Source organism: Pseudomonas sp. R2-7-07, from assembly GCF_003852355.1.
GTDB lineage: Bacteria > Pseudomonadota > Gammaproteobacteria > Pseudomonadales > Pseudomonadaceae > Aquipseudomonas.
The window spans coordinates 5,644,018-5,660,283 of sequence record NZ_CP027759.1; the positions used below are offsets into that span (position 1 = coordinate 5,644,018).

A 16,266-nucleotide genomic window follows, 5' to 3' on the forward strand; every position below is an offset into this window, starting at 1 on the left:
GACAGCCAACGATCAAGACCGCTGACCGCTCGCTGCGAGCAATTCCTTCAAGATCGTCGCCGGGTCGGCCCGCTGTTGCTTGCGGTAGTTGCCGACATGGCGAACGAACAGTGTCGCGCGCGTCACCAGGCTCTTGCCGAGCACCGGCTTGCGGTCCAACTCTTCCTTGATTCGTTGAAACTGGGCCTGGATCACCGCATCGGTATAGCGCGTGCCGGTAGCCAGGTTGTCGATGTAGATCGCCACGGCGCCGTCCAGCGCGCTGCGCCCATTGGCGATGGCCATGTCGAACAGCTGCGCGCTGGCCTGGTCTTTGTTATCCACGGCCTGCTGGCGACTCTTCTGCAGGTTGGCCAGGCGGATGTTGTAGTTGCTGATGGTCTCGGCCACCAACGCAGCGGACTGGATCAGGTTGCCTGCCGCTTCCTCGCGCTGCTGGGCGATCAGCGAAACGTTGCGCTTGAGCTCTTCGTTGACCAGCCCCAGTTCGGCTTGCAGCTTGGGGTCGACGCTGGCGGCGATGATGCTGTCCAGGCGCTTGGTCGGGTCCTGGGCGTCGTCGATGGCGTCGGTCAACGACGCCAGGCGGCCTTCTTTCTGCCACTGCGCAAACAGCTCCTTGTAGCGCGAGCGCGGCGCCGACAGCGCGCCAATCGCCACGCGAAACCCGGTGGTCTCGTTGCTTTGCTCGGTGCCATCGGCGGCAAACAGCGGGTACTCACGGCGCATGCCGGTGAACAAGGTGCCTTCGCCCTCCAGGTAATTGCCGCCCTTGACCACGAAGCCGCCATAGGTGCCCTGGCGGCGCCCGGCGTGCACCAGTTGGAAGGATTCCTGGACCATTTCCGCAGCGTTGCCGATCACATCGAACATCCCGATCGGGTTGGGCAGCTTGGTGCCGATAGGCATCAGCCGTGCCGCCTGGCCGGTGCCGCCGGCGACCTGGTTGAACACCGCGTAATCGCTCAGTGGCCCGTCGTTTTCACTGCCCTCGACGCGGCGCGGAAACAGACGGCCTTCCAGGTCCTGGCGACTCACTGCCTGGCCACCGCGCGCGGCGAATTCCCATTCCACTTCGGTGGGCAAGCGCACAAAGCCCAGGCCGCCGTCTTCGGCCGAGGCCCCGCGCCCACTCACCGGCAGCAACTCGCGGTGGTATTTCATCAGCCAGGCGCTGTACACCGCCGAGAAGCGCTCGGCTTCAAAGCGCGACAGTTTCACTTTGGGCAAGCGCCCGGCCATACCCTCAGGCGCATCACAGGCCGGCGCCGGCTCGCCGCTGGCCAGCGACTGCGCCTGGGACATCACTTGGGCGTACTGGCGGGCGGTCACTTCGTACTTGCCGATGAAGTACAGCATGGGCTTGAGCGGGGTCTTGGCGTCGGTCTTCGGCATCAGCGGCGCGATGACGGTGTTCCAGTCCTTGGGCAGATCCTTGAGGGTGAACTGACCGTTGATGAAGTCGCGCCGGTAACCGGAGATAAACGATTGCTGGTAGCCTGCCTCGCCTTCGGCAAAGGGATAGCCGAGGCTCACCTCACGGTCGTCGAGGGTGCCCTGGGCCAGCACATAGGCGTAGCGGAACACCATATTGCCGTCGCATGGCAGCGGCAGGCTCACGTCGTCCGGCAACGGCTTGGGGTTGTCGAGCTTGTCGCTTGCCTCATCGGCCCAGGCCAGCGAGGCCAGGCTCAGCGCCACACAGGCGCCCAGTAACTTAAACATCTCTGATTCCTTCAGAAGCCTGGATACGCGCCACTCGCCAACCGCCACATGCCGCCGCCACGGCGCTGACGCCGAGCACAGCCGCCAGGGCCAAGCCGTAGTGACGCGCCAACAGATGGCTGGCGTATTCGCCCGGCACCTGCACAAATAATCGATTCAAACCCGCCTCGGCCAGGCTATACAGCCCGGCACTGAGTACGGCGGCAAAACTTGCGCTGTACAGCGCCTGCATCACGACGAACAGCAACAGCGCACCGGTGGAAAAGCCCAGCAGGCGCAACACCGACAACTCCCGACGCTTACGCGCCACCGCCGCCAACGCCCCGGCGAAGGTCGCCGCAAACGCACCGGCCAACGCCAACCCGCAGATGATCCAGAATACGAGCGACAGATTGCGACTCAACGACTGCACCTGGGCGATGGTTTGCGCCTGGGTCGATACCAGCACGTTCTGCCCGGCGAAATACAGCCGCAGCCGTTCCACATCGCTGAGCGTGCGCGCATACAAGCGAAACGCCGGGTACACCCGCTGCTCGCCCACACCCGCCGCCTCACCTTCCCATTGCAACGCCGGCACAGCGCGGCCATCGCGGTAATCTTCCACCGCCTCCAGCAACGCCAGGTCAGCAAACAACCCGTCACGGGCGAAGGCTTCCAACGGCAATACCGCCAGCACCTGCACCCGCGTGCGCTGCGCCTCGACGCGCCCCGCCAGTTGCCGTGTAAAGCGGGGCTCCAGCCAGTCGCCGGGCCGCGCCGCGAGCTTTTCGGCGGCGGTATGGCTGAGCACGATCTGGTCCAGGCCCTTCGGCATCGGCAAGCCAGCCAACAACGGGTCGCCCGCAGCGGTCGGCAGCATCTCCAATACCACTGCGCCCACCTGCGCGGTCGCCGCAATCTGCCGCGTACGCGGGATGGCAAACGCCACATCACTACGCTGGGCAAGCTGCTCGACAAGGGCGCTGCTGAATCGACCGCCGCCCAACGGAATAATTTCACGGGTGGCGGGGTCGGTCTCCAAGCGTTGGGTCAAACTGCTAACCAGTCCAAACTTCAGGCCAAATAACACCAGCAATGGCGCGATGACCGCCACCAGCGCCAGCACCGAACAGGCCGACAGCCACGCATCGTTGCGGTAGTCCTGCCAGGCGAGCGACGAGACCAGGCCGATGCGCATCAGCACGCCTCCCCAAGCGTCGCCGTGACGCCGCCGTCCGCATCGCGACGGCAGCCGATGCGGCGCACTTGCAAACCACTGGCGCGGGCCAAGGGTTCATCATGGGTGGCAATCACACAGGCGGCGCGGTGTCCACGGGCCTGGGCCAGCAGCGCCTGCATCACGCGCTCGGCATTGAGCGGGTCGAGGGATGCGGTCGGCTCATCGGCCAGCACCAATTGCGGCGTATGGGCCAAGGCGCGGGCACAGCTCACGCGCTGGCGCTGGCCCACCGACAACGCGGCCGGACGCTTGTCCAACTGGTCACTGATTTCCAGCTGCTCGGCCAGGCGCGCCACGCTGCCGTCGTCCTTTAACCCCAGCAACTGGCGGGACAAGGCGATATTGCCGCGCACATCGAGAAACCCCAGCAGCCCGCCGGTCTGCAGCACATAGCCCAAATGCCGGCTGCGCAACTGGGCCAAGGCGGTTTGACTGTCTGCGCGCCAAAGCCCGCCGATGTCGAACTGGTTGAACTCAAACTGGCCGATCCGATCCGGCGCCAACACCAGCGCCAACATATCCAGCAAGGTGCTCTTGCCGCAGCCGCTGGGCCCGACAATCGCCAGTTGTTCACCTGCGCGCAGCTGCAGCGCCGGAATCACCAGGCTATAGCGCTGGCTACCGACGCCCCGGCTCTTGTGCACCGCGTTCAGGCTCAGCATCACGGCAACGTCGACAACGGCACGCGGTACAACGCATCGCCCGGTTCGGCATCGCCGAAACGCACCCAGTTGGCCAGGTCATTGTGGAAGGTCTCGTAGAGGCGGATTTTCGAATCCAGCTCGTCGATAAAGTCTTCCTGCTCGGCCACGCTCAACGACAACCACAGGTCCTGGGTCATGTTCAGCGACTTGCTGCGATACGGCAGGCCTTCCAGGTATTCGCCCAGCAGGCCGCCGTCGGCCAGGTTGCCGCCCTTGCGCAGGGCTTGCGGGTCGCGGCTCATATAGGCCGAGGCGCTGGCGATTTCCTGGAAGAAGTCCTTGGGTGAGCTTTGTGTTTTGCGCGCCGCATCGACGATCAGTTTCAGCGACTGCTGCAGGTCGTTCAATTGCAGCTTGGTCAGCATCACGCACACCTGGAACGCCGGCAGCGCCGGGTTGGTCAGGTCGCGGTCGGCAGTCCAGGCGCTGACCAGCTGGGGCGCCTGGCTCGCGGTTTTGCGACCAAGGAAATCCATGTGCATCGCATAACCGACCGCGGCGGATTTATCCGCCAGGCTCGGCGTGGCACTGAGCAGCGGCACCGGCTGCGGCGTGTTGCTGCGCACCTGATGCACGAGGTTGGCGAACACCGTGCCAATCTCGTCGACGCGCTCACCGAGCTTGTGCACGTCACCACCGGGCACCGGCGTGTACAGGTCGCCGATTCGTGGGTTGGCGTCGGCGGTCAGGATGCGGTACTGGCTTTCGGCGCCGGCATGGGTTTTCTTGCCGGCGTCGGTGCGCAGATGCAGCGCGTAGATTTTGATCTGCTTGCCCAACGCCGCCTGGCGCACTTCGGCTTCGTTCATCTGGGTGGCGGCGAACGGGTCGTTCTTGCGCAACGCACCGGCATCGGAGACCAGCAGGATGATGCGCCCGCCGTAGCCGGACCAATCCATGCCGTCCACCGCCTGCATCACCCCGGCAAACGCGTCTTCGTTGAACGAATGGCTGGACACCGTAGAGGCCTTGACCTGCCGGGCCATGTCGAGGAAGCGTTGCGGATCGCGGCCCTGGTCGAGGGTGATCAGGGTCTTGGCCACGTATTCCAGGCCGGGGGTTTTCTTGATGCTGTTGCGAAAGCCCACCAGCCCGAAGCTGACGCTGTCCAGCTCGCCGCGCTCGGCAATACGGGTTTGCAGCTCGTGTACTACGTCGCGCACTTGATCGATATACGGCTGCATCGACACGGTGGTATCGACCACCAGCACCACCGCCGTGCGGAAGGCGTCGGCATTGGCACTGGTCACAGGCGTCGCCGGCTTGGCGACCGCGCTGCTGCCAGGGTCGATGGAGGCGACATTGAGCAGCTGCACCGGCTGGCCGTTTTCGTCGAAGCTCTCTTTGGCATCGAAGATCGGCAACAGGTAGAACTGGTTCTGCGGTACCGCGCTGGCGGTGGGCTCCAGGGCCAGCACTTGCTGATTGTCTTCGCGGTTGTTCTGCGCCTTGGCTAACACAGCTTTCGCCGCAGCCGGATCGGCCAGCAGTTTTTCCACCTCAGCGGACTGGCGCAGGAACATCACCGGCGCCCGGCCTGAGCGCTCGGTGAATTTGAGCACCAGGCTTTGCTTCCAGTCACTGACCTGCGAGGCCGGCAACCAACCCTCACTGCGACCGTCGGTGGCCGCGCCGACGCGCACCCAGGGGCTGCCGTCGACCTCTTTGCGCTGGTACACATAAAGCACGGAAAACGCCGGCAAGACTTTGCCCGGTGCACTGCCCGCATCGGCAGACAGTTTGGCGCCGGGCTTGCTGAGCACGCGCTGGAACAGGGTTTTCTTGCCCGCCATCAGCAACGGCCGTTGACCACCGTCCACTTCAGCGACGGCTGCGGGCGGCGTCACCTTGGGAACTACGGCAGCTGGTGGTTGGGCAGGCTCATCGCTACTGCTCAACCACCAATAGCTGGCACCACCAATGGCCAGTGCCACCGCAACCGCCACGGCGGCCAATGCCAACACCGGCCCACGGCGCTGTTCGGACGGGGCATTGTGCTGCGTTGGCGTCACGACCGGTTGGCGCACTATCGGCTGCGGCTGTGGTTTGTCGGTGGGTATGTCGACGGTGACAGGCGTAATGCCCGCCAGGTCAAAACTCAGTGGAATCGGCAGCGGCCGCACCAAGGTGGCCTCCGGCGACTCCGCCGGCAGGTTGTCCAGGGCCCGCAGTAATGCATCGGCATCCGCGAAACGCTCCGCCGGGTCCTTGGCCAACAACTTGCGCAGCACCTCCTGGTAACGGCCGTGGTGCACCGGCAATTCCGGCAACGGCTCAGTCAGGTGTGCGAGGGCCGTGGAAAGCGCATCGGTTCCACGGTAAGGCAGCTCGCCGACCAGAATCTCGTAGAGCACCACGCCCAGCGCATACAGGTCGGCGCGACCGTCGATCTCCTGGCCGCGCGCCTGTTCCGGGCTCATGTAGCTGGGCGTGCCCACGGCAAAGCCGGCCTGGGTGAATTGGGTGCGGTCGTCCAGGGACTTGGCGATGCCGAAGTCCGACAACACCGCCGTGCCATCGGCGCGGAACAGAATGTTCGCCGGCTTCACGTCGCGGTGCACCAGGCCCTGGGCATGGGCATAACCCAGCGCCGAGGCGATCTGGCGGATCAGCGTCACGCCCTGCTCCGGGGTCAGCCCGGCGGCGATGCGCTCCTTGAGCGTGCCGTTGGGCAGGTATTCCATGGCCATGTAGTACAGCTCATCGACATTACCGATGTCATGGATGGTCACCGTGTGCGGGTGCGACAAGCGCGCCAGGGTCTTGCCTTCGCGCAGGAAGCGCTCGCAGAAGCTCGGGTCAGCCGCCAGCGCCGCCGCCATTACCTTCAACGCCACCTTGCGCTCCAGCGAACGCTGGGTCGCCAGGTACACGTTGGCCATGGCGCCTTCGCCGATCTCGCCCTCGATGTCATAGCCGGGGATGACGATGTTCATGGCGACACCTTCACGACGATGGTGGTGATGTTGTCCGGTGCACCGCGATTAAGCCCCAGGTGCACCAGGCTGCGCACGATTTCATCCGGCGCGTCGTGGCCGAGGACTTCACGGATTTCGTGGTCCTCGACGGTCTTGGTGAGGCCGTCGCTGCACAGCAGGAAGCTGTCGCCGGGGGCGATCAGCAGATCGACCGCCGCCACGTCCAGTTGCGCTTCCACGCCCACCGCACGGGTCACGATATTGGCGCGCGGGTGCACACGGGCATCGGCTTCGCTGAGCAGGCCGCTGTCTTGCAGGTCCTGCACGTAGCTGTGGTCGCGGGAGATGCTTTCCAACTCGCCGTCGCGCAGGCGGTACAGGCGGCTGTCACCGGCCCACAGGCACACCCCGCGCAAGCCGCGCGCCGCCAGCACCACGACGGTGCTGCCCATCATGGTCACACCACGGTTGGCGGTTTCTTCACGGACCGCCGCATTGATGCGGATCAGGTCGTTGCGCAAGGCCGCCGCGTATTCTTCAAGGGAGCGCCCCACCGGCACATTGCGCAGACTGTCGACAATCAGGCTGCTGACATAATCCCCCGCCGCGTGGCCGCCCATGCCATCGGCCACCACCCACAAACGGTTTTGCGGCAGGTCCAGGCACGCGTCTTCGTTGACCTGGCGCACCATGCCCACATGGCTTTTGCTCGCCGATTGATACGTCGCCCCCATCTACACCACACCTTCTTGTCCGAGCAAAAACTGCGCAAAATCGCGGGCGGCAGGCAAGCCCTGACACCGTAATAAACCGGGGGAAATACGCTGCGAACCCCGTCCCCACCAGAGGCTGGCCCCTTCGCAGGCCTGTTCGGCGAGCGCCGTCATGCGCCCGTGGGGCACGCTGGCGGCCACGCGTTGCAGGCCGGCGAAACGGCTGTCGAGCGCACGCGGCTCGGTGGCCGGCACGCCCAGGCGGTCGAGGCCATCGTTGAACCCTTCGAACGTCGCGCCCGCGTCCAGAGTGCTGAGCAGCAGCTCTTCGGTCTGTTCGAACCAGGCATCCGGCCCGCCCACCAGCGCAGCGGGGTTGGTGTCGTGATCAAGCACCGCCACCACCGCCAGCGGAAAATAACGCCCGACCCGATCGATACTCGGCATCACCACACCCGCCGCCGCGTCCGGCCCGCACACGCCTGGCGCGAGTACGAAGCGCCACAGCGGGCTGACCAGATAAGCGTTGAGCCACTCAGCGCCCAGGCTGTTCTGGCTGGCGAGCAAACCCGCCGCCAGCCAGCTGTCCCATGGGCCGATAAAACTCTGGGGCAAGGCGCGGCTGACGAAATCACCGCGGCTGGCCAACTTGCCGTAGAAACCCAGCGTGGTCATAGCCGCTCCGGCAGGCTGAAGCCGCTGAGCACACGGCTCTTGAACGGGTTGAAGGCGCTATTGGCGCGCAGCTCGTAGGCGATGCTCGCGCCGTCGACCCGCAGGCGCAGGTTGAAGCGGTCCGGCGAGTTGCCGGCGGTCAGGTCCGATTGTTCCAGCAGGCGGAACCAGGCCCAGGGGCCGTCGAGGGTCACGCCGGAGCGCCCGCTGGCCGATGGAGGCATGATCGAGATACGCACCACACCACTGCTGCCGGGGTTGGGCCATTGCATCGCCACCGGCCGGCTCGGGCCGTGGTCGTAGCTCAGTTGCTGGCCGTCGAGATCAAGCAGGAACTGGGTGATGGTCGGGTCCATCGACACCGGCTTGAGTTCGAAGCGCACGATGGGCTGGGTGCCCCCCGATCTGAAGAACGCGTCACGGATCGTCGCCGCGCGCTGGAAGGTTTGCAGCACGCCCGGCGCGATGCCGAGCTTCTGCGCCGCGCCCGGCTGCCAGCGCCAGGTCTGGGCCGAGGTGTCGACATAGGGCTGCAGGTATTTGCGAAAGTAGTTATCCATCACCCCGCCGACGCCGAAGAACTGGCCGAAGTCATCCAGGGTCGCGTCCCGCGCACTGCCTGGCGACATCGGGTAGCGCCCGGCCAGGGACTGGCGATACACGTTGACCACTTCGCTGACCCAGGCCGCGTTCAGCTGGTTGCGCACGCCGCCCATCATGCTGTTGGTGGTGGAATTGACCACCGACTTGACCATGCCCTGCACCAGCGCAGGCTGGCGCTCGGCGTTCAGGCTGACCCGCGTGGCCGCCGCTGCCGCCTGGTTCTTTGCCTCGCCCAGCAAGGCATCGCCGCTGGCACCAACCATGGCGCTGACCTGCACATACAGCGCGTTCATGTCCGACAGCAGGCCGTCGATCGCCGCCGGCTCGCCCTCGTTTTTGCTGACGATGCTGTTGAGTTCGGCAAAGTGCGCGGTGACCGGATCATCCGCAGCCGCAGGCGCATTGGCACTCGCTTGCTCCTGGCCGAGCAGGCTGCCCAGGCGCTCCTTGAGCTTGTCGACACCGCCCTCCACCGGCACGCCCTTGGCGGCCAATTGGCGCTCTTCGGCTTGCAGGTCGGTCTCCCTGGCCACCGCCACCAGCAGCTTTTTCAGCGGCGAGGTCGGCCCCGAGATCACGCGCAGCACATCGGCCGCCTGGGCCACGCTGGTGATCGGCACAAAGTCGATGTCCGCCAGCAACGCATCCCATTGGCGCTGGTAATCCTGGAAGTACAAGCGGCGCACATCGGCGGCCAGGCTCACCACGTTCTGTTGATCGGCCTGTGCCTGGCCGAGCACCCATTGTTCTTCAGCCAGGGTACCGGTCTGGTTCAGGCTGCTCAGCAAAAACCCCTGGCGATAGCCCTTGGCGGTGAAAAACCCGCTCAGCGGTTCGCCCAATGGCTTGCCGCTCTTGCGGCTGAACACCAGCGCGGCATCGCGACCGGCCGCTTCGTTGAGGCGAAAGTCCGGGATGCCGTCGGGCAGTTTCTGGCGCTTGACCCGGTCGTAGACGCGCTGGGCCACCGGCAGTTGTCGCAGTTGACGGCGCAGGTCATCGATCAGGCGTGGGTCAAGGCGCGCATTCGGTGGGTGGCGGTCAAACAGTGCCTGCAAATGCCCGGTCAACGCCTGGCGCTGATCGGCAGGCAGGTCACGTGGCAGGTTGCGGTCCCAGTCGAGGGCGATCCAGGCCTTGATAAAGTCTGGGTCGTAGTGCTCGCTGTCGGCCAGCATCAGGTAGGCCTTGAGGCCTTCGTAGAGAAAGTCCGAGTTGCCGCCGCCGTGCAATTGTTCTTCGATGCGCGTGACCAGGCGCGGCGCGAACACCGCGATCAGCAACTTGCGATAGACGCTCGCGGACTCGGCTTCGAGCATGTCGCCCTGGTACAGCCCCAGCCCTTCGGACCAGCTCGGCGAATCGCCTGCCAGGTTCTTCACCGCGTTGAGCAGCGGCAGCACGGCCAAGACTTCACGCTGCGCCGGGCTGAGGTTCTGCACGGCCTGGCCCAGGGGCGCGACCTTCTGATCGACCTGGGCGATATACGCCTGGTTGGCGCGATAACTCACCCACCACAGGCCGCTGACCACCACCACGGTGGCCACAGTGGCGGCCAGCACACCCCGGGCGATCCATTTGCGGCGGCGCTCGACTTTCGGGTTCACCCCCACCAGTCCACGCTCGGCGAAGGCCACGGCGGTGAACAGTTTTTCGATGAAGTAACTGCGCCCGGTGCCGCTCTGGCGCGCCAGGTGCTGACGGTCCAGGTTCATGCTCTGGGCCATGGCGCCGATCAGGCGGTCAATCGGGCTGCCTTCCTGGGTGCCGCTGGTGAAGTACACGCCGCGTAACAGCACGCGCTCTTCGAAGGCGTTGGGTTTGAACACCCCTTCGAGGAAGCTTTGCAGGCAGTCTTTCAGCGCACCGAATTGTTGCGGGAAGCCATAGATCAGGTCGCGGCGCGCCGGGTCGCGCTCTTGTTGCAGGCGTTCCACCAGGCGCTCGTTGAGGCGTTGCTCCAGGCCGACGAATTCGCTCTGCAGATGGGCCAGCGGGCTGTCGCTGTGTTTGCCGTCGTCCAGAGCAAAGGTCATGCCCCACACCTGGGCGCGGTCTTCCTTGCTCAGGTTGTCGAAGAACTCCATGAAGCCCGGCACCAGGTCGAGCTTGGTCAGCATCAGGTAGATCGGGAAGCGCACCCCCAGCTGGGTGTACAGCTCCTGGATACGCAAGCGAATCGCGGCCGCGTGGGCGGCGCGTTCGGCGTCGGTGCCGAGCAGCAGATCCGAGAGGCTGATGGCAATGAACGCGCCGTCGATGGGGCGGCGTGAACGCTGCTTTTTCAACAGGTCGAGAAAGCCCAGCCAGGCGGCCTTATCCACCGTGGAGTTGCTGTCCTGAGTGGTGTAGCGCCCGGCGGTGTCGAGCAAAACGGCCTGGTCGGTAAACCACCAGTCGCAGTTGCGCGTGCCGCCGACGCCGCGCACCGCACCGGCGCCCAACTGCGCAGCCAACGGGAAGTGCAGCCCGGAATTGACCAGCGCGGTGGTCTTGCCCGAACCCGGTGGGCCGATGATCACGTACCACGGCAGCTCATAGAGATTGCGGCGTTCGTCGCCACCCAGCTTGGCCTTCTTGAGCAGCGCCAAGGCCTCGTCCATGCGCTGGCGCAGGGTGCTGAGCTCTTCGGCGGTGGCGACGCTGTTGGGGTCGGCCGGGGTTTCTGCGGCCAGGCTGCGCATCACTTCGGCGGCCTGACGGCGCGCCTGGATGATGCGCAGCACGCGATAGGCGATCCACAGCGCAAACACCAGGATGATCAGCGCCCAGCGGCGCCCTTCCGGCACCAACACATCGAGCAACGGCCCGACGAACCAGATGATCAAGCCCAGGGCGATCAAACCCAGCACGGGGATCACCCAGCGAATCATGAAACTGAACAACGCCTTCACTCGACGCCCTCCGCCAATACGGTGATTTCAACCCGACGATTGCGGGCACGGCCTTCGGCCGTACTGTTGGTCGCCAACGGCTCGGTGTCGCTGCGGCCTTCGGCGCTGAAGCGCTCGGCCTGGCCGGTCTTGGCCGCAAGGATTTCCAGTACCGACTTGGCCCGCGCTTCGGACAGCGCCCAGTTCGACGGGAAGCGCAGCGTGGCAATCGGACGATTGTCGCTGTGACCGGTCACCCGTACCTGGCCCTTGACCTTGCGGACCGCGTCGGCGATACGCAGCATCAGCGGCTGGTAGTCATCGACGATGCTGGAACTGGCGGATGCAAACAGTTCATCGCCACGAATTGTCACCACCGAGCGATCAACCTTGTCTTCCACGGCCACGCGGCCGGCCTTGATGTCTTCGGCCAGGAACCCGGCCAGACGCGGTCGTTCGATCACTTTTGGCTGCGCCACCGGACGGTCGATGGCCTGCACCGGGATCTCGCCCAGGGCATGGATATTCTTGAACACCGGTTCAGCCTGCGACGCCAGCAGCATGCGCAGGCCAAACAGCAACGCCAGCAGCAGCGCCAGGCCGATCGCCACGGCAATCCACGGCGGCATGAATTGCGCCAGGCGATCGCGGGCCACGGTCACGCCGCGCCAGTGCGGCGACAGCTCACGCTCGTGCTCGCCCCGCGCAGTGCGAATCGCGGCGGCGGTGCGCTCGCGCAAGGCTTCCAACTGGCTGCGCCCGTCGGTCATCACGCGGTAGCGGCCTTCGAACCCCAGGCACATGCACAGGTACAACAGCTCCAGCAGGTACAGGCGTTCCCGTGGGCTTTGCAGGCAGTGGTCCAGTAATTGGAAGACCTTTTCGCCGCCCCAGGCTTCGTTGTGTACGGTGATCAGCAAGCTCTGTTTGCCCCAATCGCTGGTGCTGCCCCAGGGCGTGCTCAACACGGCTTCATCGAGGGCGGTGCACAGCGCGTAACGGGCCAGCAGCACTTCGTTACGCGCCACACCGGCGGCTTCGGCGCGCTCTTCGAATTGGCGCAGATAGGCCAACAACTGCGCGCGCAGGCTGGCTGGCGCCGGGTGCGCGATGGTGTTGCGCAACCGCGTCAGCAAGGCCAGCAGCGGGCCGGCGGCGCTTTCCAGCGGGTTCAGGCCCTGGCTTTTGCCGGTGAGCATCGGTGCGGCCGGCATCGACAAGGGCGCCGGCTCCGCACGCGCAGGTTCCGGCGCACGGCCGCCTGGGCGCGGCATGAACTGAGTGCGGTCATCATCATTGGGATGCATCGCGGTTTATCCTCGGATCGCCCAGAAGGCCAGGTTCAAGCCCGGGAACTGCCCGGCGATGTGGAAGGCGAAACCGCCGGAATTGCTCAACTGCTGCCAGTGCTCGCTGCCCCGGTCCAGCTCGTAATAGGTGCTGCCCGCGTGATACGGCAACTGGCGTGGCGCCACCGGCAACGGCAGCAGGCCAATGCCCGGCAACTGCAGGTTGACCAGGTCGCGGATGTGCTCCACCGAGCCGACCTTGCTCTGCTGGCCAAAGCGCGCACGCAGGGTTTCGCCGGGCACGTCGGCACGCACCACGAGGATGAAGCTGGCGTTGTCGAGCAGGGTCTTGTCGGCCAGCATCGCCACATGGATGCCGTAGGCCTTCTCCACGATCGGGATCGGCGTGGCCTTGCTGTCGATCAGCATCGACAACGCTTCGCGCAGGGCCGCCATCACCGGGGCGAAGCTTAGGGCCAGGTCGTCGTGCTGGTAGTGCGGGTATTCCTGGGGGCGCCGGCCGGAGGTGGAAAACGTCGAAAACTCACCGGCAAGGCTGACCAGCTCGCTGAAGAGGCGTTCCGGGTGCAGCGGGCTCAACTGGCTGAAGTGCTGGATCAGCGGCTGGGCGCGGTTGACCAGTTGCAGCAGCATGAAGTCGGCGATTTCCGAAGCGCCACCGGCACCCGAGGCCACCACACGACCGGCCAGGGCTTCGCCACGTTGGTGCAACAGGCCGAGCAGCTCACTGCGAAATGCGCTCAGCGGTTTGCTCGCGGCCACGTCCAGCACCGGCGGAATGTAGCTGTCATCGAGCACCAGTGCGCGGTCGGCGCGCTTTTCCTTGATGCGCACCAGGCCAATGGCGGCGTAGTCGCTGATGCCGTCCTGGGCGGTCAGCAAACGCAACGCCCGCGAGCCCACGGCCACCGGCGCGCGGTTTTCGAAGGGTGCGTTGTCGTCGCGCACTTCACGCACCTGGCTCACGTAGCGCGCAGCTTCGAGGGCCTCGCCGGCATCCACGGTGTCACGCGCGCCGGCGCGTTTGAGCGGCAGGGCCAGGTACACCAGGCCGTCGCGCAGGTTATCGTCGATATTCAGCGGGCTCGGCGCCAGGTCGTCCTGGGGAATATTGAATGGCGTGCCGTCAGGCAACAGGCCACGCGCCGACACAATGGCCAGCTTGCCCTGGGCGAGCAGGCCCTGGTCGATCAGCAACTCGGAAAAGCCCCAGGCGCCAGCGGACAGCGGACGACTGCGGGCGTCGATCAGGTTTTCCAGGTAACGGTCATGCTGCTGGAAGTGCTGCGTTCCGATGAACATGCCTTCCGACCAGACCACGCGATTGTTCCAGGACATGGGGGCTCCGATTGCTTGTTAGTGGGCTGGGCTGGCGGGGGTAGCCACGACGTCTGCGCGCACGGCACGCACATCAAGGCTGATCTGATATTCGGTGTATTGGCGTGGCGGCACGTTGATAACGGTGCGCCATTGCGCGCGGTCCAGCTCGCGATAACCCACCAGCAGGCCGATCTGGCGCGTGGCCGGGTCGAGATCGCGCTGGATGCTCAGCTGTTGGCCGGGCTGGATCACCACTTCGTCCTGGTCGAGCAGGTCCAGGCCAAGGGTGGATTGCGCACGATCAGCCAGGGCGAAGTAATCGGAGCGGGCGAAGGTAGCGGCGTTTTTCAGCTCGAAAATACGCACCCGTACAGGGGCGGCCTGGCCATTGGCGCCGGGGTTGAGCCCGGCAATCGCGTGAAAATGCAATTCGACGGCAGCCGTGTCCGCTTCAGCCTCGGCAGCGGCTTCGGGTTTGGCCGCGTCCTTGGCACACGCCGCCAGCAGCAGCGCGGTGGCGGCTACGAGTAAAAACCTGGGAATCATCCTGCGTCCTCAATGACGTGTTTAGCTATCCGTTTTATCCATCAGTGCGACGCGGTTCAGCGTCGCTGTCGTGCGCTGTGTTCTTCGTAGGCCCGGCTGAATTCGCGGCCGAACAGGTCCTGGAAATCTTCCTGGGCCTCGCGGGAAATAGTGTTGTAAAGCTCGGTGAATTGCTGCCAGTACTGGGCCTGGCGCGAACCGTTGAAAATACTCGAGAGGCCAGCGGGCTTGCCCATGCGCTCTTCCAACTGCGCCGGTTCAAAGCGCAGCAGCAGATGCTTGAGCGCGGCTTCCACGCCGGCCATTACCGCCAATTGGTGGGTGCGCAGGTCGTCGAAACTGTCACGTACCGCGACATCAGGCGCCATAAACGCCTGGTTGCCGTGACGAAGCAGCAGCAGTAACGCTTCGTCGGCATTCGGGGCGAATTTCAACGGGTTGTTTTCGGCGGGGCGGATCATGGTTTGCTGCATGCGGAATTCGCCCTTGAGGCTGGCGCGGGCACGCAATACGTCGATCAGGCCTTCGACCATCAGCCGGTAACTGCGGCCGATGTTTTCCATCTGGGCGCAGGCAGCGGCCTGGTCCAGGCGCAGCTGATCGAGGCCGGCACCGCGCAGGAATGCTTGCAGCAGGTCGGGCTGTGGCTGGGCGTCGCCGACGGGGCGCGCAACAGGCTCAACCACGGGCGGCGGCGGGGGAATCGGCGCGGGAGCTGGCGCAGCATTGATGAGCGGCGCGGGCGCGTCGCCAAACGGGTCCCAGTCTTCGGGAATCACCGAACCTTGTACCACCGGTGTGTCGACAACCGGCACGGCGACCGGCTCCGGCGCACGGAAGTCGTGTTGTTCGGACGGCACATGGTCCGCCACGGTGGGCGGTGGCACGGCAGCAGGGCTGAGGAAGTCGAACAGGTCCGGCAGGGTTTCCATCGACGAGGCGCCATGGAACTGCGGCGCGATCATTGGCGTCGGCGCTGATGGGCTCGCCACCGCGCCCATCAGCGCTTCAAAGCTGTTCGGCGACTCACCGGCAAACGGCTGGCTGTCGACGGCCTGCACGTTGAAATCAATACGCGCCTGAATTTCGTAATCGCCGATCCGGATCAGCTCGCCATCCTGCAGCGGCTCGCTGTTACCCCGGCGCAAACGGATACCGGCGTTAACCAACTCCACGCCGTTGGTGCTGTTATCAGTCAGGTAATAACGGCCGTCTTTGTATTGAATAACGCAATGTTGGGAGGAGACGAGGCGCTCGGGGTCGGGCAGTACCCAGTCGTTTTCCGAACTGCGGCCGATCGCCATCGAGCCCTGGTTCATGGACTTTTCGGAGCACTGCCCAGGGGTAATCTTGTGATAACTAGTGATAGTCAAACACAGCGACATCTTGCCTCCTTGCTGATACATCGCGCGCGGTCGATCCAAGGGCTACGCTTGCCTGGATACTCCGCCAGGTCGTGGGGACGACCGTCTAAATCTGCAATTGCCAGCATGATCGCTGATCTTATCTGGCTTGCATGACAAAAATCCTCTGCGGGCGCACCGTTCGACCCACCAGTCGCGCAGGTTGTTAAGCACCGCACATCTGTCACAGAGGGCGAATAGCTTACCTTGACAAGGCATAAGTACTACACCAAAAATGCACAACTTCTTGAACATCA

Annotated in this window: 11 protein-coding genes; all 11 read right to left on the reverse strand. The window is 64.8% G+C overall.

Annotated features, from left to right (window positions below):
• Positions 1-12: 12 nt before the first annotated feature.
• Genes C4J86_RS26105 through tagH form a run of 11 tightly spaced genes read right to left on the reverse strand, consistent with a single transcriptional unit; the run spans position 13 to position 15,991 of the window.
• Positions 13-1,725: an SUMF1/EgtB/PvdO family nonheme iron enzyme gene (locus C4J86_RS26105; protein WP_124372291.1), complete on the reverse strand. Its 1,713-nt coding sequence runs from the start codon at positions 1,723-1,725 to the stop codon at positions 13-15.
• Entirely contained in the window at positions 1,718-2,902 is a 1,185-nt protein-coding gene (locus C4J86_RS26110; RefSeq protein WP_124372292.1) for an ABC transporter permease, read from the reverse strand. The genes C4J86_RS26105 and C4J86_RS26110 overlap by 8 nt, the downstream gene beginning before the upstream one ends.
• A complete protein-coding gene (locus tag C4J86_RS26115; RefSeq protein WP_124372293.1) occupies positions 2,902-3,606 on the reverse strand; it encodes an ABC transporter ATP-binding protein in 705 nt (234 codons plus the stop codon). Before C4J86_RS26115 ends, C4J86_RS26110 begins: the two co-directional genes overlap by 1 nt.
• A complete protein-coding gene (locus tag C4J86_RS26120) occupies positions 3,606-6,584 on the reverse strand; it encodes a serine/threonine-protein kinase (RefSeq protein ID WP_124372294.1) in 2,979 nt (992 codons plus the stop codon). Before C4J86_RS26120 ends, C4J86_RS26115 begins: the two co-directional genes overlap by 1 nt.
• Entirely contained in the window at positions 6,581-7,300 is a 720-nt protein-coding gene (locus tag C4J86_RS26125) for a PP2C family serine/threonine-protein phosphatase (protein ID WP_124364994.1), read from the reverse strand. The genes C4J86_RS26120 and C4J86_RS26125 overlap by 4 nt, the downstream gene beginning before the upstream one ends.
• Positions 7,301-7,954: a type VI secretion system-associated protein TagF gene (gene tagF / locus C4J86_RS26130; protein WP_124372295.1), complete on the reverse strand. Its 654-nt coding sequence runs from the start codon at positions 7,952-7,954 to the stop codon at positions 7,301-7,303.
• Complete coding sequence (gene tssM, locus C4J86_RS26135) at positions 7,951-11,451, reverse strand: type VI secretion system membrane subunit TssM (RefSeq protein WP_124372296.1); 3,501 nt, start codon at positions 11,449-11,451, stop codon at positions 7,951-7,953. The genes tagF and tssM overlap by 4 nt, the downstream gene beginning before the upstream one ends.
• Positions 11,448-12,737, reverse strand: coding sequence for a DotU family type VI secretion system protein (locus tag C4J86_RS26140; RefSeq protein WP_124364997.1), 1,290 nt, complete (start codon positions 12,735-12,737; stop codon positions 11,448-11,450). Before C4J86_RS26140 ends, tssM begins: the two co-directional genes overlap by 4 nt.
• A gap of 6 nt (positions 12,738-12,743) precedes the next feature.
• A complete protein-coding gene (gene tssK, locus C4J86_RS26145; RefSeq protein WP_124368840.1) occupies positions 12,744-14,078 on the reverse strand; it encodes a type VI secretion system baseplate subunit TssK in 1,335 nt (444 codons plus the stop codon).
• Between the two features lie 18 nt (positions 14,079-14,096).
• Positions 14,097-14,606, reverse strand: a complete 510-nt coding sequence (tssJ, locus tag C4J86_RS26150; protein WP_124364999.1) for a type VI secretion system lipoprotein TssJ — start codon at positions 14,604-14,606, stop codon at positions 14,097-14,099.
• Positions 14,607-14,662: 56 nt separating this feature from the next.
• Positions 14,663-15,991 carry a type VI secretion system-associated FHA domain protein TagH gene (gene tagH / locus C4J86_RS26155; RefSeq protein ID WP_124372297.1) on the reverse strand — a complete coding sequence of 443 codons (1,329 nt, stop codon included), beginning with the start codon at positions 15,989-15,991 and terminating at the stop codon, positions 14,663-14,665.
• Positions 15,992-16,266: the final 275 nt, after the last annotated feature.